Source organism: Xanthocytophaga agilis, assembly GCF_030068605.1.
In the GTDB taxonomy this organism is placed as follows: domain Bacteria; phylum Bacteroidota; class Bacteroidia; order Cytophagales; family 172606-1; genus Xanthocytophaga; species Xanthocytophaga agilis.
This window is the reverse complement of record NZ_JASJOU010000009.1, coordinates 62,073-86,752: the sequence shown is the minus strand read 5'-3', so window position 1 is coordinate 86,752 and position 24,680 is coordinate 62,073. Positions and strand designations below refer to the sequence as shown.

The window sequence follows — 24,680 nt, the reverse complement described above, 5'->3', positions numbered from 1 at the left end:
CTTTAAAATCTTATTTAATTAATTGAAATTCTGGATGATCTAGCCAGCTTTTCATAAAGAGAACATCACATATATTGTAAACCCAGTGCCGGTTGCCCTCAGTATGATAGTGAATACAGATTATAGTACCTGGTATTTCTCTAATCATTTCAGTATAGTAGTGTTCGACTTCGTTCCAATTTGCTTTTTCAATAATCCACCAGAAATCATTTTCCTTATAGGCTTTCTCCGGCAGTAATTCTCCTCCAAAATCAATAATGCCATTTAGTTTATTGGCAATGTATAATACGATCTCTCCAAGCATCCTTACGTTTGTCCTAGATGTAACTGCAGAGAAGTCTATTGCAGTTACAGGTATACTATGAAACACTTCATTAATCTGATTGCATTCATCTGAAGAATAACTTGCCTCGTCATTGATGTTGAAAATAGTATATGTAAAGGATTGGTATTCTTCGTGTTGTTTTCCTCCAATAGCAAAGGTGTTATTAACAACAAAATAGTTGTTATCCTCTATAATTATTGCTGTTTTACTAAGCATATCATCCAATATCTTTTGTTCAGAAGATGTCCATTCTCGATCAATAAGTATTGTCGCACTTGCACCTGCCATCGTGATCTTTTTCTAATTCTAAATGAGAATACTTGTTTTAACTCTTTCTGTATGTGTATACACTGTAGCCCGGTCATTCCTGCAAAAGGCAATCAACGTTATTCCTTTGTGCTGACAGGTTTCTACTGCTAGTGATGACGGCGCTGACACAGAAAGCAGAAAGGGGATACCTGCCTGCACACATTTGGCTACAATCTCATACGAAATACGTCCACTCACACACAAGATTCTCGCCTGTTCCAATGTTTGTTGAGTAAGCAGTTCTCCAATCGCTTTATCAACTGCATTGTGTCTCCCAATATCCTCCTGAGCAGAGAGTAATAGTCCCTCTCCATTAAAAATACCTGCTGCATGAGAACCTCCTGTCTGATCAAAAAGGATTTGATGATTGCGTAACTGTTCAAATAAGGATGGGATCAAATCCATAGTCAATTCACCTGTTGCCAAAACGCCTGTTGGAATTTCAATGTCACAGAGTTCTGTTTTACCACAGATGCCACAGGACGAACTGGACGCAATACTACGGTTAAAGATATGCTTCTTTGTTACGATTTCTTTCGGGAGACCTATATCTATAGATTGAACCAGCCCATTGGCTCCAATAGTCTCCTGAAGAGACAAAATATCATTCATTCCTGTAATGATTCCTTCTGTAAAGAGTAAGCCAGTTGTTAACCAGGCTTCACTTCCTGGTGTCCGCATGGTAACAGTATATGGCCTGTGATTAATCTTAATTTGCAGAGCAGCCTCTGTTAGCAGTTTTTCTTCTGTTTCCTGATATTTTCCTGCTTCAAATCGATAGGCTGGTATAGATGGATATAGTGTCATGTCTTACTCAGTTGGTTGCTTGTTATACTGTAAAGCTACTTTTTTGGTAAAATGTTTGAATGATTGTCTTATAATATTTTGTGATGTGGAAAGATAGGCCAAATTTTCTCTTAACAATTGTTTGATTTTTAGAATCAGGTTTTGTAATCTTGCGCCATGAAAAATTGTTCTGGCAACATATCTTCATTTACTGGCATTTTTTCAATAGCAATAACCATTGCTATCACTACTATTATTACTACAATCCGCCCCTAGGCGGAACTATACTACATATTGCCCCTTCCTTTATCTGCTTAATCTAAGCAAAGATTTACTGATTGAATCGGATTGTCTACATAGTATATATCTGATCTGTATTCTTTCCATCTTATTAACTCACTAATATGCAAAATGTTGCAGATGATCTGTTGACTATTGTGCAACAGGCAATACCTTTACTTCTGGCTGTTTCAGCGGAACAGGCTTCGTATAAGCCATCATCTGAAAAATGGTCGAAGAAAGAAATTCTGGGTCATTTGATCGATTCAGCTTGCAATAACCAGCAAAAGTTTGTCCGGACAATGGCACAAGAGCATCTGGATTTTGTAGGTTATAAACAAAATTTCTGGGTAAGTGCCCAACAGTATAATAAGGCGGAATGGAATAGTTTGGTGACATTCTGGAAAGAATACAATCACCACATTGCTCATATTATTGCATTTGTAGATCCAGGTGTTTTATCTCATACTATTTCGATTGAAGGCACCGGGCCATTCACACTGGAGTTTATTATGAAAGACTATGTGGAACATCTGAAACATCATTTAAAGCAGATTTTACCTGAAGGAGATTGGAAGAGTGGCTTTATAAATGTATACAACGCTTGATCACAGACTAAAAATTAAAATAGTTAACAGAAATTAACGTGGTATATGGATGAAGTGTAACTACAATAGCTAAACCATCCATAAATTATTTCACTCACTCATTGAATTTTATGAAAGTTCTCAAATTTGGTGGTACCTCAGTAAAGTCGGCTGAAATGATGAAGCAGGTCGGCGAGATTGTTAAAAATGCGCGTGCAGAAGGTCAGGTGGCAGTAGTGGTTTCGGCTATGTCTGGCATTACAGATCAACTGATCAATGTCAGTACACTGGCTTCTCAGGGAAATGATACATATCAGCAGACACTAAAGGAGATTGAGAAGAAGCACTTACAGTGTATTCAGGAATTGCTGCCCCCTCAGCACCAGACACGTACTGTGGCAACCATCAAAATGACATTGAATGAACTGGAAGATGTATTACAGGGATTATTTCTTCTAAAAGAAATTTCTCCCAAAAGCCGTGACTTTGTCATGAGTTTTGGTGAACGTATGTCATCGGCTATTATTACTGAATACTTTAAAACGATCGGGTTAGACGCATTATTGGCAGATGGCCGTGAGTTGATTGTTACAGATGATAACTTTGGCAATGCGGTTGTTGATTTTGAAGAAACAGACAAACGCATCCGCAAGTATTTCTCCCGTACAGATAAACTGATTGTGATGGGTGGTTTTATTGGTGCTACTGTCAATAATGAAACTACTACATTGGGTCGGGGTGGCTCTGATTATACCGGATCTATTATTGCAGCAGCTTTACAAGCTAAAATGCTGGAAATATGGACAGATGTAGACGGAATGATGACAGCTGACCCACGGAAGGTGCGCAGAACCATGGTATTGAAACAGTTGTCATACATTGAAGCACTGGAACTGTCTCATTTTGGGGCTAAAGTATTGTATCCACCTTCAGTACAACCTGTCCTTGCCAAAAATATTCCGTTAAAGATCAAAAATACATTTAATCCTGCTGCTGAGGGAACACTTGTAGCACGAGAGAGTGTAGACAACGGTTCACCGATCAAAGGTATATCCTCAATTGATACCGTTGCCTTGATCTCCCTGAATGGTAGTGGTATGGTGGGTGTATCTGGATTTGCCAAACGTTTGTTTAGTGCTCTGGCTTCCGGACGTATCAACGTAATTCTGATTACACAGGCATCATCAGAGCATTCAATCACTGTAGCTATCAATGCCAGTGATGCTGCTAAAGCCAAGACCTTAATTGAAAGCGAATTTGTACAGGAACTAAAAAGCAATGCATTGGAACCTGTAGTTGTTGAGCAGGATCTAAGTATTCTGGCTATTGTAGGTGAAAACATGCGCAATACCCCTAACGTATCAGGAAAGCTGTTTTCATCACTAGGCCGGAATGGGGTAAACGTTCGTGCCATTGCCCAAGGTAGTTCTGAGAATAATATTTCGTTTGTAACACAAAATGCAGATTCCCGCAAAGCACTGAATATTGTACATGAGGCCTTCTTTTTGTCAGACACACGAGTGCTTAATATTTTCCTGGTTGGAGTTGGTACAGTAGGAGGGACGTTACTACGTCAGATGCGTGAGCAACAGGAGTACTTCCTACAGGAATACAATCTGGAACTGCGCGTAACAGGTATTGCCAACAGCCGGAAAATGTGGTTTGATGAAAATGGTATCCACCTACCTGACTGGAAAAATGTGTTGGATAACAATGGAGAGGCTATGTCTCTGGGCGGATTTGCAGGCAAAATGCATGAAATGAATCTGCGTAACTCCATTCTGGTAGATTGTACCGCCAGTGAAGATGTGGTAGATCTTTACGAAGAATCATTGCAGCGAGGTATCTCTATTGTAACTCCCAACAAGGTAGCTTGTTCCGGAAGATATGATTTATACAAACGTCTGAAACAAACTGCTACTCAGCGTGGAGCTAAGTTTTTGTTTGAAACCAACGTAGGGGCAGGCTTACCCGTAATAAAAACCTTAAATGACCTGACTCAGAGTGGTGACAAAATCTTGAAAATTGAGGCCATTCTATCAGGTACATTGAACTTTCTGTTTAATGAGCATAAAGCAGGCGTTTCATTTAGCTCTGTCGTAAAGAAAGCAAAAGAACTGGGCTATTCTGAGCCAGATCCACGGATTGATATGAATGGACTGGATGTTGCCCGTAAAATATTAATTCTGAGTCGTGAGGCAGGAGCGAAGAAAGAAGCAAAAGATGTAGTGAGTGAAAACTTCCTTCCGGAAGAATGTCAGAAAGCTACTTCTATAGAAGATTTCTTTACCGTTTTGCCTAAGTATGATGACTATTTTGAAACGATTCGTTCGGATGTAGAGAAAGCAGGAAACCGTCAACGATATGTCGCTGTCTATGAAAATGGAAATCTGAGTACAGGATTACGTGTAGTAGGGCCAGATAGTCCGTTCTATCAGGTAGAAGGTAATGACAATCTGGTATTGTTCTGGACAGAACGGTACAAAGTGCGACCTTTGATTGTGAAGGGTGCAGGTGCCGGAGCCGAAGTAACTGCTGCCGGGATCTTCGCTGACATTATTCGTATTGCAAATTTCTAATAATCTATAAGTTTTGTAGACTTAGTAAAGCCCGAATAAGAGTAAATAGTATCTTTGGCAATAGATAGTTCTCTGGAAGTTTGATTTTCATGCTTCCAGAGATTAGTTAGATACCAGGACGCTATAAATACCTAATCTATATGGATGAAAGTAACAAACTTCCATTTAATCCGGCTTTACAGGAATTGACTCAATACCTGCGTGATTTCAGTTCAAATGCTGAGATTGTGCTTTGGAATCGTATCAAAGATAAGCAGTTGGGTGTTGACTTTTCCTGGCAGCATCCTATTGGCGATTTTGTCTTTACCTTCTTTTGTAAAGAGAAAAGGCTGGCAATTGAAATTGAATCCGATGCACACACACATCCAGATGCTTATTTCTCCTCAGTACAGAAGCAGGAAGCTCTGAAAGATTATAATATTCGGGTAATTCAGCTTAGAGAAGAAGATATTGTGAAAGATGTTGAGAAAGCAGTTAAGCTGATTAAGTCGTCTTTAACTTGATACAATCTCGTTGTAGAATTTATGTATCAAAGATGGATGCTTGTTGCTTTAAGCTTATGTATGGCCTGTAAAACCATCGATGATCGTAAGCTTTTGACAGTAAAAGAGGAATACGTATATTTTAATAATATTAAGTTTCAGGTAATAGATAGTTCACAAAATTCTATTGTGGATCTATGCAAACTAATCACAGATACCAGTCTTAAGTATTATTTGAAAAATAACTTTAACAGATATTGCATTCTTTCAATAAGTAATGAATCAACAGTCCCTGTACAATTGACAGCTACTGATTCTTGTTTTGTAGTTACATCTGCATATATGAAAGGAAGATACTTGGGAAAACAGCCTGGTGATTCTATCACATATATAGGATATGATCACTTCCAAATATGCATATTTAATACACCATGGACTCCTGTTGATTATAGGCTTTTACCTAAAAAGAATGTCTATTTTTATTTACCATATATCACAAACTATCCAGATACGCTTAATTCAAAACTTAGAGGAAGAGGTGTACCTGCTGAAATGCAAAAAGTTGATACCTGTGAACTAGTAATATATTATGAATTGGATTCATTAGAAAAGAGTGTAGTTCACGGAATTGGTATCGTAGGAAGGATACATCATTCAAAGCCTGAGAGATTTCAACTTATTGATATTACATCGCGTGAAATTAATTCATATAATAAGTAACATTCTTAAGGTGATTAAACTATTTATTTCTTGTATTATTACTTACTCATTTACCATTGGATAGCTTACATATTTTTGCCCCTGCAACTGTAGCCAACGTCGCTGCCGGATTTGATATTCTGGGTTTTGCCCTTAATGCCCCTGGCGATGAAATTACCATTCGTAAAACAGACACTCCAGGTATTACGATCCATAACAAAACTGAATTTGCCAGCATGCCGTTGGCACCTGAAAAAAATACAGCAGGGGTTGCATTACAGGCATATCTGCAACATCTGGGTAGTGAACATGGATTTGAAATTACCTTTCTCAAGAAAATAAAACCAGGTAGTGGCATTGGAAGTAGTGCTGCCAGTTCAGCAGCAGCTGTTTTCGGAGCTAATGAATTGTTGGGACGTCCGTTAGAACGGAAAGATCTGGTGCAATTTGCTATGCAGGGAGAGAAGCTAGCCAGTGGCTCTGCTCATGCCGATAATGTGGCACCTGCCCTGATGGGTGGATTTGTATTGGTTCGCAGCTACAATCCACTGGATCTGGTGACTATACCTGTACCAGAAAATCTGTATGCCAGTGTGATTCATCCTCAGATTGAATTAAAAACAGAAGATTCTCGTCGGGTATTGCGTAAACAGATTTTACTGAAAGATGCCGTAGTACAATGGGGAAATACTGCAGGGCTTATTGCTGGTTTGTTTAAAGGCGATTATGAACTGATCGGTCGGTCACTGCAGGATGTGATTATAGAGCCTATTCGTTCGTTATTGATTCCAGGATTTGAATCTATTAAGACAGCCGCTTTACAGGCGGGTGCTTTAGGATGTAGCATCTCTGGTTCAGGACCCTCTATCTTTACATTAAGTACATCAGAAGCTACAGCACAGACTGTCGCAAAAGCCATGCAGCAGATGTGTAGCCAGCAAGGCATTGAAAGCGAAATCCATGTTTCGCCTATTAATACACAAGGGCCGAGGATTGTACAATAATTTAGGCACTGGATTTTTGTCTGACTCAGCTTTTGTATATTCTTTAGAACTAGCAATAATCCTTTAGTAAGACCTATGCCTCTGGAAAAATATCTTATCTGTATTGCGTGGTTATTTCTTCAACTAACTAATAGTTTTGCCCAGGTTCCAAACGATAATATTGAAAATCGTTTGGAACTTACGCTTAATCAGTGGCATTCTTCCCGAACAGATAAATGTACTGTACAGTGGAAATGTGTAGATGAAGCCTTAACAGGAAAATGTATTGACTATCATAATGATCAATGGTTTTATTTCACTACTTCACAGGTCAAAGGTCCTGTTTTTGTCAACATTTCAAAGCAGGCATGTGAAGATATCCGGGGGGTGCAGCTTGTAGTAATAGATGGTACACCTTGCGAAACCAAAACGTATCAGATATTGGCTTGTGCCTCTATGGCTAATCAGGATGATATCTATGTTCAATTAGATTCATTAAAACCTAATCATACGTACCTGCTCAATGTGGACGGGTATCTTCACGATTATTGTAAGTTTGACATTCAGGTAAGTGATCATTCCATTGGAATTCCTATGAATCACAAAGCAATGGGAACTGCGAAGGGAGAGGTCCAGGGTAAAGTCGTCAATCTATCGTGGACCGTAGATGAAGATATCGCTGCTCAGGTAAATGAGTTTCATATTCTCCGGCGCCGACAGGCAGATGTACGCTCCCAGATTGTCCAAAAGATACCTCTAACTAAAAATGCTGCAGGTGGTTTTGTTGATCATTACGAAACACAGGATACATTAACTAAAGCAGGTACCTATGCCTATAAGATTCTCGGCCTGACTACAGAGGGAAATACAGTATTGATTGGTTCATCGCAACAGCAGATAGATCAACGCAGCGTCAGTAATGCCTATGTCTCCATACCTCTGCCGTTTAAAAAAAACAGCAATGTTACCCTCCTTATTTACAATGCTGTCAATCATGTGCTGCTAGATAAGACGGGGCTAACCTTGTCTGAAAACAATCAGACTGTTCGTTACTTTGCTGGTTATCTGACTGAAAAAGGCATCCATAAGATACAAGTGAGAGCCGTTGATAGCAAAACTGGGCAGGCTCAGGATTTTTCTTTTGACATTACTTCTTCTCAATAGTATATTTCCAGAATAAAGGGGCTCAATAAAAGTTTGCAGAATTACTTCGTATTTCTGTTTTGCACCAAAGATCCTTATCCAAACTAAAAACCAATCCAACCTCAATCTAGCCTGTATGAAAAAACGCTATCTGATTTGGTTCGCTGCACTTGCATTGGCAGCCTGTACCTCTAAATCGACTGATACCAGCCAAACCACTGCTATGACAGAAACAAATCCCAAGTTAACCAAGCTGTTTGACGAGTATTACGAAGAACGGCTCAAGTTTTTCCCATTGGAAGCTACCTCTCAGGGCGATAATCGCTACAATGATCAGCTTCCTAATGATATATCACAGGAGTTTATCGGACAGACCAAAAGCTTCTATGAAAAGTATCTGAGTCAGCTACAAGCAATCTCCCGTGATTCGCTAAGTGACCAGGATAAGATTGGTTATGATGTATTAGAACGTGATCTGAAAATACAACTGGAAGGCATTCCATTTCATACAGAAGAAATTCCTTTCCAGCAATTCTGGGGACTTCCTTTGCAAATGGGTATGCTGGGTAGTGGAGATGGGTCACATCCTTTTCATTCTGTGAAAGATTATGATGACTGGTTAAAGCGGGCTGCCTCGTTTACTGTGTGGGCAGATACTGCTATTGGTAACTTCAAAAAAGGAATTGCTGACGGTGTGGTGTTACCTAAGTCACTGGTTGTAAAAATGATTCCTCAGATGAATGATCTGGTAGTAGCTGATCCTACCAAAAGCATTTTTTATGGACCTGTCAATAAATTTCCGGAAGATTTCAGCGACGCAGATAAAACGCGTTTGACAGAAGCCTTTAAGAAAGCTATAACTACTCAGATTGTACCTGCGTATAAAAAGATGGGTGATTTTCTAAAGAACGAATATCTTCCCAAAGCCCGTACCACATCTGGTATAGGAGTATTACCTAAGGGCAAAGAGTTGTATGCCTATTATGTGCGTTTTTGGACTACCACTAATAAAACACCGGAAGAAATATTTGAGTTGGGAGAAAAAGAAGTTGCCCGAATTAAGGGAGAGATGGAAGCTGTAAAGACTCAGGTTGGTTTCAAAGGAGACCTGAAAGCTTTCTTTGACCATTTGAAAGACGATCCAAAGTTCTATCCATATAAAACACCTGAGGATGTACTAAAGGCTTTTCAGAACATTCATGACAGAATAAAGCCTAATGTAGCAAAAATCTTTAACAAGACTCCTAAAACCCCTTTTGAGATCCGTCGTACAGAAGCGTTTCGTGAAGCTTCTGCCAGTGCAGAATATCAGCCTGGTTCAGCAGATGGTAGCCGTCCGGGTATCTTCTATGTACCTATTCCGGATGCAAAGAAGTTTAATGTAACCTCAGGTATGGAGTCATTATTCCTGCATGAGGCCATTCCCGGACACCATTATCAGATGTCTTTACAACAGGAGAATACAGCCCTTCCTAAGTTTATGCGTTTTATGTTTAACAGTGCTTATGGGGAAGGTTGGGCATTGTATACAGAATCTTTGGGGAAAGAACTGGGAGTATACACAGATCCGTATCAGTACATGGGTGCGTTGGGTGATGAAATGCACCGCGCTATTCGTCTGGTAGTGGATGTGGCTATTCACACCAAAGGCTGGACACGTGAGCAAGCCATCAAGTACATGATGGACAACGAACCTATTGCTGAACAAGGTGCTGTTGCCGAGATTGAACGCTACATGGCTGTTCCCGGACAGGCATTATCCTATAAGATTGGTGCATTGAAAATTCGTGAGTTGCGCGCGAAATACGAAAAAGAACTTGGCAACAAGTTTAGTCTGGCTGCCTTCCATGATGAGTTTTTGAAGGATGGTTGTCTGCCACTGGATGTACTGGAACGGAAGATGGATGCCTGGGCTGCTGCTCAGAAATAATAGACTTAGTGATTTAACTAAAAGCCTCGGTTACGTTTAATGCAGAACCGGGGCTTTTGTATTTGGGAATAGCCTATAGCTTCTTGAATGTTTTATTCTTATCTACTGTGAGGTATATATATATGTATAGTTTGCCTGTGTTTGATGTATGGTTTTGATGTATGGTACGTTGTCTGCTCAGACAATGGAAACAGTATAGCATACTTCGAAAGACACTCCTCATCCTGTTATCCGAAAGCTCCAGATGGTGGAAATATCCACTATCTGAAAGCTATTCCTGTTCGGTTGTATTGTGATCCGGATATTAACTGGATTATTGAAAATCGTAGCGGGAACTACAGGTATAGGAATGCTGCAGATTTATCCGAGTGTATTTATGCAACTTAAAATTTTAGGAAATACCAAAGCTGATAAATTCAGCTGAATTTATCAATCGCCTTGGCAAAGGATATCTGCCAGATGGCAGACGACATCCTCATGCTTTTCCATACTTGATCCAGATGAGTTTATCGAATGGGCTATAAAATGTCTTTAGGAACAAGACTTTGAGCTAAACCTTCTCGTTTTTCTATCTAGTGTTAAAAATCTAGGAGGGACAATCATTAATGAAGCATTGGTTAATTATTGTAGTTACGCTCCTCACTATAAAACTCTTTAACAATAAAGATGGGTCTTTGTTGAGTTTCTTTATAAATCCGGAAAACGTATTCCCCCAAAATTCCCATAAATAGAAGTTGAATAGACCCCAAAAAGTATAAGCTAAGTAAAATAGAAGACCAACCGATAATGGCTATACCTATTATTTTACTAATAAGCGTATATAGCCCTGCAAAGAAAAACAAAATCATACCAATAAGACCTGTATACAAACATATTTTGATGGGAAGGTCTGAAAAAGAAAAGATTGCATCCAGAGCTAAATTAATTAACTTAAGAGTGCTCATCTTAGCTTCTCCATCTTGTCTGTCTTCCCGATCATAGTAGACAAATCCTTGAGTAAAGCCTATAAAGAAACGTAAACCTGGAAGATATCTATTCTTTTCTGTAAGTGATAAGAAGGCATTTAAGGCTTTCCGATTCATGATAGAAAAATTACCCACATCATTTACATCACTTATTTGTGAGAAACGCTTAAATACAAAATGAAAAAGTTTGATTAATGCCTTTTTGCCCCATTGTTCTTTCCGCTTTTGTCTTTTACCATGTACAATATCTAACTGTTCAGACAATAACTTCTGATGCATAGATGCCAGTAATTCTGGGGGGTCTTGGAGGTCGCCATCCATCATCGCAATATATTCGCCTTTTGCATGTTGAAGACCTGCTGTATAAGCAGCTTGGTGTCCAAAATTGCGTGAGAGAACTAATACTTTAAATCTGGTGTCTTTCTTATGGAATGATTTGAGGATTTCCAAACTTCTATCCTGACTGCCATCATCAACACAGATAATTTCAAAATCTTCTGTAATGGTAGATAATGCCTGAGTACACCTATAAAAAAGCTTCTCAATTAGCAGTTCTTCATTATAAATAGGTATAACTAAAGATATCATTGTATCGGTATATCATTTAGAAGCTACTAGAAGCAAGTCTTTTCCTATAAACGGTTTTACAAGTAGCTTCTCAATTACATTGGAGACTGGTACTAAATAGGTATCGTAAATACTTACTGCTTTGCTATTAAGAGTATCATTTTCCTTGAAGAAAAACTTATTGTAGTATGCAGCAAAATAACCTAAGAAGTCGTGATATCGTAAAGAGTCAATAGTAAAGCCAGCCTGAAGAGCTTTATTTTTTAAGTCTTTAAGATGATATCTGCGGAAATGCCCTATCTGTTTATCAAATTGAGAATATAATTCCTGACGAGCTGGAACATAAATAAATATTTTACCTCCACTAGTCAAAGATTGATGCATTTGCTTTAAAATTGCCAGATCATCCTCTATATGTTCAAGTACATCAATCGCAAAAATAAAATTGACAGGGTAGGGCAACTCGTCAAGTGTGTGAAAAGCAGTATGATTTTGTGATAGTTTCAGGCAATAGTCTTCATCTAAATCAGTGGCCAATGTCTGGATATATTGCTTATTTCGAAATCGATTTATGAATTCGCCACGTCCAGCTCCAAATTCTAATAATTTAACTTGAGAAGTTAACTTATCAAGATTAAAGGAAGTCGTTATCAACGATTCAACTGCTTTATTCCGTTTCACGGCAAATTTAGACATCACATCAAGGACATCATCGCCTGTATACACAAATTCATTAGTCATTTGAAAAGTTTTAGAAGTGCAATATTACAAATTCTATTACAAAGCATGCAAACAATCTGACAAAGATGCCATATTTATATATTATAAGATGTTAAATAGAGTTATTTATTGGCGTTTTTGGGTATAGTGGATTACTGAGAGATATTTTTAAAGGAGCAAATGGGATATATTCTGTAGCAATCCGAACCTTTTTTTAGGGACGTAGCCACCCACTATTCACTGAAGAATAGGTAAAGGAGTAACACAAAAGATGCCTTTGAAACCTTTACAAAATAATCTAAGAGGCTGTCTTAAAATAGTTGTTAGCAAAAAAAGCATTGAAAAAATGTTGCTTTAAAAGATCAGATCCTCAAAGCTGGTTTCCAATCTGCGTCGAAGAATCAAACTGGTTTGGGGTGACAGAGGCTATCAGGGAAACGAACTGGTTCAATGGGTCAAACAGCTCTGCAATTGGCCGTGACAGATAGTGAAGCGAAATGAAGCTCAATCCGGATTTGTGGTTTTGCGCAGACGATAGGTAGTAGAAAGAATCTTTGCTTGGTTATCTTTTCACATACGACTCAATAAGGACTATGAAAAGACAACCCAAAGTAGCGAAAATCTGATTTACATTGCTGCTAGTGATATGATATTAAGAAGACTCTAAAACTATTTTAAGACAAGCTCTAAAAGCTTCGGTTACGTTTAATGCAGAACCGGGGCTTTTGTATTTGGGAATAGCCTATAGCTTCTTGAATGTTTTATTCTTATCTACTGTGAGGTATATATATATGTATAGTTTGCCTGTGTTTGATGTATGGTTTTGATGTATGGTACGTTGTCTGCTCAGACAATGGAAACAGTATAGCATACTTCGAAAGACACTCCTCATCCTGTTATCCGAAAGCTCCAGATGGTGGAAATATCCACTATCTGAAAGCTATTCCTGTTCGGTTGTATTGTGATCCGGATATTAACTGGATTATTGAAAATCGTAGCGGGAACTACAGGTATAGGAATGCTGCAGATTTATCCGAGTGTATTTATGCAACTTAAAATTTTAGGAAATGCCAAAGCTGATAAATTCAGCTGAATTTATCAATCGCCTTGGCAAAGGATATCTGCCAGATGGCAGACGACATCCTCATGCTTTTCCATACTTGATCCAGATGAGTTTATCGAATGGGCTATAAAATGTCTTTAGGATTGGCTAAGTACCTTCTTTCCAGGAATGATTTTGTTTGTGTGTAAAAAAACGCCTCGTTCTAGCAACTACTGCTAAAATGAGGCGTTTTCATGACCAAATAAATATATTTTTTGTTACTCGGTTAATTCTTTATCAGCTTCTGAGTAGTAACCTGACCACCTGACTCCAACCGGATAAAGTATATACCAGCTGCATGTTTACTCAAATCATAGCCTACAGTGTATTGACCTTTTGTCATATTTTTATGTAATAGCAAAGTTCGATTTCCCTGCCCGGAATACAATGCCAGGGTTACGGGGCCTGATTGATTTACTGTGTACTGTATAGTGACCTGTCCAGTAGAAGGATTAGGATAAAGTGTTATAAGATTATCGGGATTACCTTCATTCATGGCTATTCGGGCCGAACTACTGGTGCCATATACTTCAAGTTCATACATAGAATATCCATACTGTGTAGATCGTTTGGTACCATATATCCGGATGTACCTGCCAGTACCATTCAAGCCTGTATGATCATTGATCAGCTGTGTATTACCCACAATAGGTGCTTTCAATGATTGCCAGTTTACAGTATCATTAGAGATCTGAAGCTCATAATCCACTGCACGGGCATTTTCCCAGGTTATCTTTACCCGATTGATTGAATAAACCGCTCCAAGATCTACATAGATCCATTGTGGGTCACTAAACGCGCTGGACCATCGGGTACCTGTATTTCCATCTACGGCTTTTGCTCCTAGCAATGAGCCATTCTCTACTGAGGAGGTCGTTGTTTTTTTATTGAGTGCCAGATTGCTCGCTCCGTTACTTACAATTGTGAGAGTCACTGGTGAAGAGGTAGAAGTAGCCCCTGTATTATCAGTAGCCTGAGCTGTAAGCGTATACGTACCTGCATTGATATTGGTCCATGTATAGGTATAAGGTGCAGAAGTAATAGTTGTTAGTGGCGTTGTACCGTTGTAAAAAACAACTTTTGTTATACTGCCATCCGTATCAGATGCTGTTGCTGTCAGGGTTGCACTTCCAGGTGCTACTACTATAGTATTTGTAGTTGCCAGACTTACAGATGGTAAGTTGTTTCCAGAAGCTGATGTAAATGCTATATAATTCAGGTTTATATCATTGCTTTCAAAAACAACCCGAAGCACTTTTGTACCAACTGTAAGGGAAGGCGTTGTAACAGATACAGTTTGCCAGCTTTGAAATCCGCCTGTATTGGGAACATTGATTGTACCAGATATATTTTGCCCATCCAGTTCAATGTGCATAGTTTTTCCAGCAGCTGTAGTGGCTATACGTGTCTGTAGTGTATAAACACCTGCCGACGTTATATTTACAGTATATTCCAGCCATTCGCCAGTTGCTACCCAGCCAATATTGAAACCACCTTCAGAGCAACCTTCTATATCTACATCTTCAGTTGTTCGATATCCATTGCCCGAATTACCTGTACTTAGGTCATTATAGGCAATAGATTGTCCTCCTGTATCAAAGTCTTCAGCTTCGATCTTACCGGGAACAGACCAGGGTAACCCTCCATATGGATTTTGAATAGAAGAAGTGACAGCATAGTTGGCCGTATAGGTTGTATTTACTGCTGGAACACGAATTGTCTGACTGGCCTGACCTCCATGTGTCCAGCTTGAGAATGCATAATTATTATTGCCAAGAACCTGAGGCGTGATGGCTTGTAAATTGATTAAGCTATTGACAACCAGTGTTTTGGTAAATGGCGTAGTGCCTTGAGCTGCTAGCACAACCTGTAATCCTGGAATATTGGCTACAGCAGTTATATCTACCTTATTCGGATAGACATCTACAGAATCCTGTCCTTTACGTCCGTTAGCATCTGTTGCTGTCAGGATAATTCTGAGCCAGATATTAGGGGATGTTTCACCACCATTGTCAGCAACAAATGATCCGGATGTTACACCTGATGGGACTACAGGCCCGGGATGCCAGTGTTCACTGGTAGGGCTATCTTTATGGAAGAACCGTACCTCCCAGGAGAGTGCTGATGCAGACAAGTTTCCATCTTCCTGATCTGTGGCAGTACCTGCATAATTAATTACATCTCCTACACTCCATTTGGTCGTTGTCAATGGCAGGGTAATGTCTGCAACAGGTTTGGCATTGAAAGGTTGTATGGTTAGTGTTGCATTGTTGCTAGTTGCACTACCGTTGGCATTGGTTACAATACATCGATAGGAAGCTGCATCCGCCAGTGTTGTTACTGAAATGGTATAGCTGGCAGATGTTGCCCCGGAAATATTCACTGCATTTTTTTGCCATTGATAGGTAAAAGGTGTAGCTCCAGACACACTTACAGTAAAGGTTACTGGGTCACCAGCGGTAATAGTCTGGCTAGTAGGCTGGTTAACGATAACAGGTGCTTGTGTATTATCGTATTCCAGCCGCCATAGACTACCTGTGTTACCATATTTAAAATAATAGATATTACCATCTATACCCACACTAGTGCCCAGTATAGATCCAAAGCCTGAAGGTGCAAATTCTTGCCACTGGCCTTGTACAGGATTAGCTGCATCAATGCTACGCATCCAGCCAGAACACCAGTCTGTAAAGTAAAACCGGTTTCTGTATTGAGCTGGATAGTTTGTGGATGTAGGATTGAAAAATGTTCCGGATGTAATAGCACATCCCCAGTTTGAGTGTCCGTAATAAAAGGCAGCTGTGATGGTGTTAGCTGGTTGTTCCGGGCCTGAGCGTCCATTCTGATCCCACCCATAATTATAGTTTTTGGCTGGATCTGGATTCGTCACATCATCAATCTCTTCATAGTTGCCACCTACATTCATGACAAATATTTTTTGAGAAAGCGGGTCCAGACTCATTCTCCAGGGGTTTCGCATCCCAATGGCCCAGATACTTCTTTTTTGCCGGCTGGCTCCTGCTTCGTTGTAATAAGGATTTCCGGGAGCTGGCTGACCATCTTCTGTTAGGCGAAGAATTTTACCTCTGTAAGTATCCAGTTTGGCAGATTCCGCGGAAGAGTTACTTTCTCCTATCGCTATATAAAGTAGTCCGTTTTTAAATAAAAGAGCACCACCATTATGGAAACCATTAATGATTGGATCAAACTCCATGACTCTGTTTATAGAGGTCACCTGGTTGGATGCATTAATTACAATGACATCCAGATAGTGGAGAGTCATAGCGGCATTAGTGTAGAATATATAACACTTTCCATTTTGAGAAAAGTTGGGGTGTAAGGTAATGCCTAACAGACCTTGTTCGGAGGCTGTGGTTGTGGAAACGGTATGAACCGTACTTACTGTATTATTCTGAAAAACCTTGACAATACCTGCCCGCTCTGCAATAAAAATCCGTCCGTCTGGCGCGTGTGCCATGGCAGTTGCTTCCCGGATATTATCAGCAGTCAATTTCTTCGCTGTAAAACCTGTTGGTAATTGAGCAAATGTGTGATGGGTATACAGTATTGAGAGCGCAATCAGTAGGTAAATACTTTTCCTGAAAACACGTGTTGTTGAAAAAAGTTGTCTTGGGGTATGACGTGAGCATCCCATGACTTTGTAAAAAAGACTCATAGATTTTACTGTTAAAAAATTAAAAGATAGAATGAGGATAGCTCTCTGTTTGCTGAGAGTTCGTATTCCTTTTTAAAAAATAAAAAATGGAACAGCTAAATAAAAAAAATGTAACTCCTTCTACGGAGATATGAGGGCAAAAGTTTAGTGTAAAGACTTTATGTAGAAAAATAATAGTGAGTAGTTTCTAGCTATCTTATGCATATCAGATAGTTATATAGATTGATAAATAGAAAAATACCTCTGCTACGAACGAAGTTAGTGGTAACAGAGGTATATACAAAATTGTCACTATGGATTGTTTTACTTTCCTACTACATTCAACTCTATATAGGTAGCCTTATCAGGTGAATGATAAATCCGTTGTGTTGCTTTCTGATAGTCAGAATCCTTAGCATCATAAATATTCTCTACATATTTCTGAGGATTGCGATCTACCAGTGGGAACCATGTACTTTGAATCTGAATCATAATGCGATGCCCCTTTTTAAAGGTATGATTGATATCGGGCATCACAAAGCTTACTTCTGTAGGTTGATTAGGTGTAAAAGGTTCCGGTTTTTCATATGAGTTACGGAAACGGGCACGGAATGGCTCTCCACGAACCAGCATCTGATAACCTGCTGTTGGGATTTTTGCTTCTTTAAACTGAGCAGCTGTGTCCGGATACACATCAATTATTTTTACAATGAAGTCTGAATCTGTTCCGGAAGTAGATACGTGCAGACTTGGTTTTACCTGACCTGCTATAGTAATATCTTCTGTCAAGGCATCTGTCGTATATACTACTACATCTGGGCGACGGGCTGCAAACCGCTGGTCATCTGTCATGTATTCGCGTGTCATTCCTGTTTTGATTTCTTCAATAAATGGAACAGGATGTGCCGGATCACTTACATATTCGTCATAGCCACCATCACCATCGGCTGTTGGGGTAGCAAAGGCTAGCTTATGATCTCCCTGTAAATACAGCCGTTTAGCTTGTGTGTTTTTAGGAGGCCACTGATCATAGGTACGCCACTGATTGGAACCTGTTTCAAATACATACGCTTCTGGTAGTTTTGGATCAGCCTTTCCTTTGAGATGGTATTGAAAGAATTTGAATTCAATGTTTTCACGATAGAAAGGAGATGTCTTTTGTACAAACGATGCATTACCTAAGAAAGAACCATCTGAACGAGCCCAACCACCATGAAACCAAGGACCCATTACCAGCATATTGTTAGCTCCCGGATTATTCTTTTCAATTGTTTTATAAATTTCCAATGCGCCAAACAAGTTTTCCGCATCAAACCAACCTCCTACAGTCATCACAGCTGGCTTTACATTTTTCAGATGCGGACGTACATTTCGTGCCTGCCAGAATGGATCGTAATTGGGATGTTGCCTGAATTCGTTCCAGAATGCTACACTATCTTTGTAATAGACAGAATTGATATGACTCAGCGATCCCAGATTCAGGAAGAACTGATACCCATCCGGTGTACCATGATTGAACCGGTAAGGGCTAGTTGGACGGGGTTGTGGACGAGGCTTTCCAAAGTTAGCCATGAAATTGAAAAAATGCGGCAAAAAGAATGCACCATTGTGGTGAAAGTCATCTCCAATGAACCAGTCTGTAACAGGAGCCTGTGGCGAAGCAGCCTTCAACGCCGGATGATTACTTAGCACCCCCATGGTGGTATAAAACCCAGGATAGGAAATACCCCACTGACCAAACTTGCCATTGTTATTTTTTACATTCTTCAAAAGCCACTCAATGGTATCATAGGTATCCGAACTTTCATCAATATCCTTCTTACCCTTCTTGGCAGGATTGTGGGGACGAACATCCATAAACTCGCCTTCTGACATGTATTTCCCCCGTACGTCCTGATAGGCAAAGATGTACCCATCTTTTACAAAGAAGTCAGAAGGTCCCATAGATGTTTTATATTCATTTTCTCCATAAGGCCCCACACTGTAAGGTGTACGATTCAGCATGATGGGATATTTTTGTGAGGCATCCTTAGGACTGTAAACAATGGTGCACAGCTTTATCCCATCCCGCATGGGAATGTAGTATATTGCCTTTGTATAGTTATTTTTTATGTAAGCTGCAATATCTTCCTGTGCATATACATCAGATGGTATAAATGAGATACTTACAAGAAGAGCAATAAGTAAGTAGTAGGTTTTTTTCATATGCAGTTAGTGGTGTATGGTTGTTTGCAAGCCACAATATACACTTTTGTGTGAAAAATATCCTAATCCACAACAAGACGCTGCTTTTACTTTGTTAATAATACTCCATATAGATTTGCTCTACCATATAAAGATGCCTTGGTGCCTACTTTCTCAAGGGTAGTATATCCTGCTTTTGTAGCCAGTTTTTGGAGAGATTGAAAGCTGACAGGATAAGGAACCCAGGGATTGGCTTTGTCCGTATCGTATTCAACAAGCAATAGCTTATGAGAAGGTTGCAGAAGAGAAGACTGAATGGTTTGGAGAAATGATAAATGATCGGCTACATAATGTAATGAGTTAGCCATGAGTATGCCATCCAGTAGGGATGGAAGGGAGAATGATTGTGTAAAGTCTTTTACCATCTTTTTTACCAGAACATTTTGGTAGTTATCAGGGATTGTATCTAAAGCCATCGCATCTTTATCAATGGCATAAATGGTGCTTTGGGGAGGTAGTAGATGAGTCAAGGCTTTGGTAAACAATCCTGTTCCACATCCCAGATCAGCCCATATTTGAGGTTCTGTTTGACGAATAGCTGTTGTATAAATCAGGTTAATTGCTTCGGAAAGTTCCATAGGAGTAGGAGTTTGATTAAAGCCAGCCGTATGTATATATACAATCCTGATGTATATATAGTATGCCGGAATAGGCTGGCAAGACTAAAAGTAATAAGGGAAACGAACACACCTATATCATATTTTATACCTTTGTCAGATACCTTATTATTATCTTTGAAACCACAGGAACATATACCTATTTATCAATTGGACGGAGATACAATCTTTGTCTATACCTCTGATGACCCTGCATTTCATGGGTTTGGAGGGAGCCACCGGAATGACTTTTTTGAAATAATCTGGTTTACTTCAAACGCTGATGTTCACTATATAGATTTCACACCTCACCCAATTCTGAAAGATACTGTATATCTTCTGGGACGCAATCAGGTACATGCGATTCCAGGCAGTAAGCCAGCTGCACGGGTTATTGCTTTTTCCCGTGAGTTGATGTATGCTATTGAAGAAGATCATCTGCGTTATCTGTTTTTGCCATTTACCAATGACGGAATTACTATTCCTCCAGATATGGTTGAGCCAATGGCTCATCTGTTTGACCTGATGCATCTAGAATGTAAAACGAAAGCAGATATTGGTGTACTACACCTGTATTTGCGACTCTTTTTGATCCATCTGTATCGTTTTAGTCAGACGTTGTCTTCATCCATTGCACTACATGATGAACGGGTGAAGAAAATTTATATTCTGATAAGTGATCATTACAAAGAAGAGAGAAATGTAACTTTTTATGCCAATGCAGTAAATCTTACGCCTAAGCGACTCAATGAAGTATTAAAGGAGCGATTAGGTGTAACTGTAACTCAGATTATTCATACATATCTGGTTATTGAAGCCAAGCGCCAAATATTAATTGGTAAAAGAACATTCAAAGAAATTGCATTCGAATTAGGCTTTAGTGAGCAAGCCTATTTTAGCCGGTTCTTTAAAAAACAAACTGGTATTACCCCTGAAACCTTCCAGCAGGTAGCCTTAGGGATATTCCGATAAGCAAAGAGTGCCACGCATGCATATACGTTATCTTATTCTATAATTTTTCTGGAAAAGAAATTTAGAAATCAAGAAAAAGGCCTCCTTTTTGTACTCTTGGGAGGATCTCCTTTTCCTTTTTTTCTTCTGTAATAGCCACACTCTTCCTATCCTCCTGTAAGGATCTCTTGACAAATAGAGTTGTCTGCGGTTTCTGAGAGAAAGAATACGCTCCTGTTGAAACGGTTGTCGGTCTTGTCATGCCTGTCTGTATAGAGGCTTAAAGTTCCTTTCAGGAGGGCAAGAAAGGGTGAGAGGGTACAAAAAAGAGATTTTTCTTTAAAATCCTAAAACTGTAAAAGTATCAGACAAAATAAGTATATACTTAGCTTTAATAGATTTGTTGTATACTGATCGGTTTGTATTTTTATCGATGTTAATTATTTGATTATTAAGAAAATATTTTCTTTTTTGTTTAAGTGCTGTAATGAGGTTCTCTCGCCGTTTGATTTTGTTTTCCTATGTTGAAACTATTTTGATCCAGTTTTTATTTGTATTATAAGATACCGAGTGGTATTATTGTGCCGATTTAGAGTGAGGCTACATGCTACTATCCAATTATAAATAAAATCAGTACAGTGTTATCCGATAAACATATACTATGAAACGAGTTGTAATAACAGGATTAGGAGCGATTACTCCCCTGGGTAATTCCGTAAGCGAGTTCTGGCACAATATTGTGGCTGGTAAGAGTGGAGCAGATTATATTACCCATTTTGACGCATCACGATTCAAGACGCATTTTGCCTGTGAGGTTAAAGGCTTTGAACCAACTGATTATATAGAGAAAAAAGAAATAAAAAAGTATGATCTGTTTACCCAGTATGCTATTGCTGCTTCAGATCAGGCAATTCAAGATGCAGGTTTTGATTTTACAACCATGCCAGATGAAGAGAAATATCAGATAGGGGTAATCTGGGCTTCTGGTAATGGGGGTATAGGTACATTTGAAGATCAGGTGCGTGAATATTATCAGGGTGATGGGACGCCACGTTTCAATCCTTACTTTATTCCCAAAATGATTGCAGACATTGCCGCAGGAGTTATCTCTATTCGTCATAAGTTGTATGGTCCCAATTATTGTACAGTTTCCGCCTGTGCTTCTTCCAATACAGCTATTATCAATGCCTTTGATACAATTCGTCTGGGAAAGGCCACCGTTATGATTGCGGGCGGATCTGAGGCACCGATAACTCCCGCATCGGTAGGCGGTTTTAACGCCGCTCAGGCATTATCTAAACGAAATGACTCTCCACAAACTGCTTCCAGACCATTTGATCAGGATCGGGACGGATTTGTAATCGGAGAAGGGGCAGGAGCATTGGTGCTGGAAGAGTATGAACATGCCAAAGCCAGAGGAGCTACTATCTATGCGGAAATTGTTGGAGGAGGGATGGCCGCTGATGCATATCATCTTACAGGCACATCACCAGAAGGATTAGGTGCTGCCTTAGGTATTTCCAAAGCTTTACAGGATGCAGGGCTTTCTCCAGCAGATATAAATAACATCAATACCCATGCTACCTCAACGGGTATTGGCGATGTGAGTGAACTTGTAGGAATCAAGCGTATATTTGGGGAACATAAAGTAAGTATCTCTGCAACCAAATCGATGACAGGTCATTTGCTGGGGGCAGCAGGAGCTATTGAAAGTATTATCAGTGTATTATCTGTAAAACACGATATTATCCCTCCAACCATAAATACAGAAAATGTAGATCCAGAACTGCCAGAGGGATTAGATATTGTGATAGGGAAAGCAAGACATACACCAGTCAATTATGTACTTAACAATACATTTGGATTTGGAGGACACACGGCCACTTCTATTTTTAAAAAATATCATTCCTAGTGAGCTATTGTAGGAAGAGTGTTATAAATCAGTAACGTCATGTCAAAAGCGGAACAAACAAAGGCGTTTATAATAGAAAAGACTGCGCCTATCTTTAATTCAAAGGGCTTCTGGGGAACCTCTCTGAGTGATCTGACAGAGGCAACCGGACTTACCAAAGGGAGTATATATGGCAATTTTGAGAATAAGGAAGATGTAGCTATCGCTGCCTTTGAATATAATGTAAATAAGTTATCTAAAAATATGGATGTGGCTATCCATAATGCACAATCTGCTACAGACAAAATGCAGGCCTTTACGGATTTTTACAGATCTATCTGGAAAGGTGTCTCTACCAGTGGAGGATGTCCAATTCTGAATACAGCTGTGGAAGCAGATGATAATCTGCCTTTTTTGAAAAAACGTGTGCAAAATAGCATAAAAGGTATTGCTACCCGATTGATACGTATTATGGACACTGGAAAGGCAAACGGAGAATTCCGAAATGAGATAGACTCATCTACCTATGCGTATACCTTTATTGCCATGGTAGAGGGAGGAATTATGTTATCTAAAATTACTGGCCAGCAAGTGCATTTGTTTACAGTGCTGGATAAGATTATGAGTATTGTACAGGAAGAATTGAAAGTTAAAACTCTTTAATAAAGAACATCTATAATAGCGTCTGGAGAAATAAGATAGGGGAAGAAGTGGGAGAATAGTGCTAGATAAATCTATATTGTTTATAGCCCATCTACTGGCTGATTTTGTAATCCGCTGGTATATGGGCTACTTTTTTGTCACTAAATGCTTGTTGTATATAGGATTACATTTTTGTTTGGTTGTATTATTCTATTAAATGGTTTGTTGCTATTGGTTTTTTGTGAGTGCTAACTCTCTAGCTAGTTATAGCTTTCTGGAGTTAGTATGAAAAGGAGATAAGAGGGAATGTTCAAATTGTCCAAGGAATCCGGCAAAAAGTATTCGTTCTGCTGCAATTGTCAGACGTACATTTGTCTTGTTAGTACGACTTAGCTGTACTAGATAACTAAAGAAAATCTATTTTTCTTTTTATCCCTGTTCATAATTAAACATTCAAAACGTATGAAAATCCTTGAAAATAGAGTTGCTATTGTAACCGGTGCGGGTTCTGGAATAGGCAAGGAAATTGCCATTAAATATGCTGAAGAAGGAGCAAAGGTAGTGGTGAGTGATATTAGCGAAAAAGGTGCAAATGCTGTTGTGGAAGAAATTAAAAAGAAGGGGGGAGAAGCCATCTTTATAAAAGCAGATACCAGCAAGCCAGAAGATAATGAAGCCTTGGTAAAACAAACTGTAGCGAAATATGGCGCTTTGCATATTGCCTGTAACAATGCAGGCATTGGCGGTCCGGCATCTCCTGTAGGTGAGTATCCATTGGATGGTTGGGAAAAAGTAATTGGCGTCAATCTGAATGGTGTATTTTATGGGATGCGCTATCAGATTCCTGCTCTGCAGGCAAGTGGCGGCGGAGCAATTGTAAATGTTGCTTCTATTTTGGGACAAGTTGGTTTTCGTAACTCTGCAGCGTATGTAGCTGCCAAACATGGGGTAGTAGGCTTAACACAAACTGCCGCTTTAGAGTATGCTTCTCAAAATATTCGTATCAATGCCATTGGACCAGGATTTATCAAAACTCCTTTACTGGATGCTAATTTGTCTCCCGAAGCAATGAATGCGTTGGTTGGCTTACATCCCATAGGACGTTTGGGTGAGTCGGCAGAAGTAGCGGAACTAGCCCTGTGGCTAAGCTCATCCAAAGCATCTTTTGTGACTGGTTCTTACTACAATATAGATGGTGGATACCTAGCTCAGTAACATTTTATAGACGAGCTTGGATACTTCTAT

22 protein-coding genes are annotated in these 24,680 nt (G+C 39.4%); 15 read left to right on the top strand and 7 right to left on the bottom strand.

Annotated features, from left to right (window positions below):
• Nucleotides 1-10: 10 nt before the first annotated feature.
• Both QNI22_RS23595 and fdhD read right to left on the bottom strand, forming a co-directional pair.
• Complete coding sequence (locus tag QNI22_RS23595) at nt 11-613, bottom strand: DUF6368 family protein (RefSeq protein ID WP_314514308.1); 603 nt, start codon at nt 611-613, stop codon at nt 11-13.
• Between the two features lie 18 nt (nt 614-631).
• Nucleotides 632-1,441 carry a formate dehydrogenase accessory sulfurtransferase FdhD gene (fdhD, locus tag QNI22_RS23590; protein ID WP_314514306.1) on the bottom strand — a complete coding sequence of 270 codons (810 nt, stop codon included), beginning with the start codon at nt 1,439-1,441 and terminating at the stop codon, nt 632-634.
• Between the two features lie 383 nt (nt 1,442-1,824).
• Here fdhD and QNI22_RS23585 point away from each other — a divergent pair, with 383 nt between their 5' ends.
• The 8 genes from QNI22_RS23585 to QNI22_RS23550 all read left to right on the top strand — a co-directional run bounded on the left by QNI22_RS23585 (nt 1,825) and on the right by QNI22_RS23550 (nt 10,489).
• The gene (locus tag QNI22_RS23585) at nt 1,825-2,307 is read left to right on the top strand and encodes a DinB family protein (RefSeq protein ID WP_313982582.1); all 483 of its coding nucleotides are present in this window, start codon (nt 1,825-1,827) and stop codon (nt 2,305-2,307) included.
• Nucleotides 2,308-2,417: 110 nt separating this feature from the next.
• Nucleotides 2,418-4,865 carry a bifunctional aspartate kinase/homoserine dehydrogenase I gene (thrA, locus tag QNI22_RS23580; RefSeq protein WP_314514305.1) on the top strand — a complete coding sequence of 816 codons (2,448 nt, stop codon included), beginning with the start codon at nt 2,418-2,420 and terminating at the stop codon, nt 4,863-4,865.
• 140 nt (nt 4,866-5,005) lie between these two features.
• The gene (locus tag QNI22_RS23575) at nt 5,006-5,368 is read left to right on the top strand and encodes an endonuclease domain-containing protein (RefSeq protein WP_314514304.1); all 363 of its coding nucleotides are present in this window, start codon (nt 5,006-5,008) and stop codon (nt 5,366-5,368) included.
• A gap of 21 nt (nt 5,369-5,389) precedes the next feature.
• The gene (locus QNI22_RS23570) at nt 5,390-6,067 is read left to right on the top strand and encodes a hypothetical protein (protein ID WP_314514303.1); all 678 of its coding nucleotides are present in this window, start codon (nt 5,390-5,392) and stop codon (nt 6,065-6,067) included.
• Nucleotides 6,068-6,123: 56 nt separating this feature from the next.
• The gene (locus QNI22_RS23565; RefSeq protein ID WP_314514301.1) at nt 6,124-7,050 is read left to right on the top strand and encodes a homoserine kinase; all 927 of its coding nucleotides are present in this window, start codon (nt 6,124-6,126) and stop codon (nt 7,048-7,050) included.
• Nucleotides 7,051-7,125: 75 nt separating this feature from the next.
• Nucleotides 7,126-8,193 (top strand): hypothetical protein, encoded by a 1,068-nt coding sequence (locus tag QNI22_RS23560; RefSeq protein WP_314514300.1) that lies wholly within the window; start codon nt 7,126-7,128, stop codon nt 8,191-8,193.
• A 115-nt stretch (nt 8,194-8,308) separates the two neighbouring features.
• Nucleotides 8,309-10,102 carry a DUF885 domain-containing protein gene (locus QNI22_RS23555; protein ID WP_314514298.1) on the top strand — a complete coding sequence of 598 codons (1,794 nt, stop codon included), beginning with the start codon at nt 8,309-8,311 and terminating at the stop codon, nt 10,100-10,102.
• Between the two features lie 144 nt (nt 10,103-10,246).
• Nucleotides 10,247-10,489: a hypothetical protein gene (locus QNI22_RS23550; protein WP_314514294.1), complete on the top strand. Its 243-nt coding sequence runs from the start codon at nt 10,247-10,249 to the stop codon at nt 10,487-10,489.
• A 230-nt stretch (nt 10,490-10,719) separates the two neighbouring features.
• Here QNI22_RS23550 and QNI22_RS23545 read toward each other — a convergent pair whose 3' ends face one another.
• On the bottom strand, nt 10,720-11,655 hold the full coding sequence (locus tag QNI22_RS23545) for a glycosyltransferase family 2 protein (protein WP_314514297.1): 936 nt from the start codon (nt 11,653-11,655) through the stop codon (nt 10,720-10,722).
• Nucleotides 11,656-11,667: 12 nt separating this feature from the next.
• Entirely contained in the window at nt 11,668-12,375 is a 708-nt protein-coding gene (locus tag QNI22_RS23540; protein ID WP_314514296.1) for a class I SAM-dependent methyltransferase, read from the bottom strand.
• 529 nt (nt 12,376-12,904) lie between these two features.
• On the opposite strand from QNI22_RS23540, the gene QNI22_RS40355 reads away from it, so the two are divergent.
• The 3 genes from QNI22_RS40355 (at nt 12,905) to QNI22_RS23530 (ending at nt 13,547) form a co-directional block, all read left to right on the top strand.
• Nucleotides 12,905-13,021, top strand: a complete 117-nt coding sequence (locus QNI22_RS40355; RefSeq protein ID WP_419836244.1) for a hypothetical protein — start codon at nt 12,905-12,907, stop codon at nt 13,019-13,021.
• 146 nt (nt 13,022-13,167) lie between these two features.
• On the top strand, nt 13,168-13,410 hold the full coding sequence (locus QNI22_RS23535; RefSeq protein WP_314514294.1) for a hypothetical protein: 243 nt from the start codon (nt 13,168-13,170) through the stop codon (nt 13,408-13,410).
• Between the two features lie 11 nt (nt 13,411-13,421).
• Nucleotides 13,422-13,547: a hypothetical protein gene (locus QNI22_RS23530; RefSeq protein WP_314514293.1), complete on the top strand. Its 126-nt coding sequence runs from the start codon at nt 13,422-13,424 to the stop codon at nt 13,545-13,547.
• A 135-nt stretch (nt 13,548-13,682) separates the two neighbouring features.
• Here QNI22_RS23530 and QNI22_RS23525 read toward each other — a convergent pair whose 3' ends face one another.
• The 3 genes from QNI22_RS23525 to QNI22_RS23515 all read right to left on the bottom strand — a co-directional run bounded on the left by QNI22_RS23525 (nt 13,683) and on the right by QNI22_RS23515 (nt 19,933).
• Nucleotides 13,683-17,132: a PQQ-dependent sugar dehydrogenase gene (locus tag QNI22_RS23525; protein WP_314514292.1), complete on the bottom strand. Its 3,450-nt coding sequence runs from the start codon at nt 17,130-17,132 to the stop codon at nt 13,683-13,685.
• 303 nt (nt 17,133-17,435) lie between these two features.
• Nucleotides 17,436-19,316, bottom strand: coding sequence for a CocE/NonD family hydrolase (locus tag QNI22_RS23520; protein WP_314514291.1), 1,881 nt, complete (start codon nt 19,314-19,316; stop codon nt 17,436-17,438).
• Between the two features lie 86 nt (nt 19,317-19,402).
• A complete protein-coding gene (locus QNI22_RS23515) occupies nt 19,403-19,933 on the bottom strand; it encodes a class I SAM-dependent methyltransferase (RefSeq protein WP_314514290.1) in 531 nt (176 codons plus the stop codon).
• Between the two features lie 156 nt (nt 19,934-20,089).
• Between QNI22_RS23515 and QNI22_RS23510 the strand changes: the two genes are divergently transcribed.
• The 4 genes from QNI22_RS23510 to QNI22_RS23495 all read left to right on the top strand — a co-directional run bounded on the left by QNI22_RS23510 (nt 20,090) and on the right by QNI22_RS23495 (nt 24,650).
• Entirely contained in the window at nt 20,090-20,923 is an 834-nt protein-coding gene (locus QNI22_RS23510; protein ID WP_314514289.1) for a helix-turn-helix domain-containing protein, read from the top strand.
• Between the two features lie 640 nt (nt 20,924-21,563).
• Nucleotides 21,564-22,814 carry a beta-ketoacyl-ACP synthase II gene (gene fabF / locus QNI22_RS23505; protein WP_314514288.1) on the top strand — a complete coding sequence of 417 codons (1,251 nt, stop codon included), beginning with the start codon at nt 21,564-21,566 and terminating at the stop codon, nt 22,812-22,814.
• 39 nt (nt 22,815-22,853) lie between these two features.
• Nucleotides 22,854-23,456 (top strand): TetR/AcrR family transcriptional regulator, encoded by a 603-nt coding sequence (locus QNI22_RS23500; protein ID WP_313982605.1) that lies wholly within the window; start codon nt 22,854-22,856, stop codon nt 23,454-23,456.
• 441 nt (nt 23,457-23,897) lie between these two features.
• Nucleotides 23,898-24,650, top strand: coding sequence for an SDR family NAD(P)-dependent oxidoreductase (locus tag QNI22_RS23495; protein WP_314514287.1), 753 nt, complete (start codon nt 23,898-23,900; stop codon nt 24,648-24,650).
• The last annotated feature ends 30 nt before the right edge of the window (nt 24,651-24,680 follow it).

Excerpts from the sequence above, each read along its gene's own strand:
- QNI22_RS23540 (WP_314514296.1), bottom strand. The coding sequence starts at position 12,375 with ATGACTAATGAATTTGTGTATACAGGCGATGATGTCCTTGATGTGATG.
- QNI22_RS23575 (WP_314514304.1), top strand. The coding sequence starts at position 5,006 with ATGGATGAAAGTAACAAACTTCCATTTAATCCGGCTTTACAGGAATTG.
- QNI22_RS23520 (WP_314514291.1), bottom strand. The coding sequence starts at position 19,316 with ATGAAAAAAACCTACTACTTACTTATTGCTCTTCTTGTAAGTATCTCA.
- QNI22_RS23585 (WP_313982582.1), top strand. The coding sequence starts at position 1,825 with ATGCAAAATGTTGCAGATGATCTGTTGACTATTGTGCAACAGGCAATA.
- QNI22_RS23535 (WP_314514294.1), top strand. The coding sequence starts at position 13,168 with ATGTATGGTTTTGATGTATGGTACGTTGTCTGCTCAGACAATGGAAAC.
- fdhD (WP_314514306.1), bottom strand. The coding sequence starts at position 1,441 with ATGACACTATATCCATCTATACCAGCCTATCGATTTGAAGCAGGAAAA.
- QNI22_RS23595 (WP_314514308.1), bottom strand. The coding sequence starts at position 613 with ATGGCAGGTGCAAGTGCGACAATACTTATTGATCGAGAATGGACATCT.
- QNI22_RS23545 (WP_314514297.1), bottom strand. The coding sequence starts at position 11,655 with ATGATATCTTTAGTTATACCTATTTATAATGAAGAACTGCTAATTGAG.
- thrA (WP_314514305.1), top strand. The coding sequence starts at position 2,418 with ATGAAAGTTCTCAAATTTGGTGGTACCTCAGTAAAGTCGGCTGAAATG.
- QNI22_RS23495 (WP_314514287.1), top strand. The coding sequence starts at position 23,898 with ATGAAAATCCTTGAAAATAGAGTTGCTATTGTAACCGGTGCGGGTTCT.
- QNI22_RS23525 (WP_314514292.1), bottom strand. The coding sequence starts at position 17,132 with ATGAGTCTTTTTTACAAAGTCATGGGATGCTCACGTCATACCCCAAGA.
- QNI22_RS23555 (WP_314514298.1), top strand. The coding sequence starts at position 8,309 with ATGAAAAAACGCTATCTGATTTGGTTCGCTGCACTTGCATTGGCAGCC.
- QNI22_RS23560 (WP_314514300.1), top strand. The coding sequence starts at position 7,126 with ATGCCTCTGGAAAAATATCTTATCTGTATTGCGTGGTTATTTCTTCAA.
- QNI22_RS23500 (WP_313982605.1), top strand. The coding sequence starts at position 22,854 with ATGTCAAAAGCGGAACAAACAAAGGCGTTTATAATAGAAAAGACTGCG.
- fabF (WP_314514288.1), top strand. The coding sequence starts at position 21,564 with ATGAAACGAGTTGTAATAACAGGATTAGGAGCGATTACTCCCCTGGGT.
- QNI22_RS23530 (WP_314514293.1), top strand. The coding sequence starts at position 13,422 with ATGCCAAAGCTGATAAATTCAGCTGAATTTATCAATCGCCTTGGCAAA.
- QNI22_RS23515 (WP_314514290.1), bottom strand. The coding sequence starts at position 19,933 with ATGGAACTTTCCGAAGCAATTAACCTGATTTATACAACAGCTATTCGT.
- QNI22_RS23570 (WP_314514303.1), top strand. The coding sequence starts at position 5,390 with ATGTATCAAAGATGGATGCTTGTTGCTTTAAGCTTATGTATGGCCTGT.
- QNI22_RS23550 (WP_314514294.1), top strand. The coding sequence starts at position 10,247 with ATGTATGGTTTTGATGTATGGTACGTTGTCTGCTCAGACAATGGAAAC.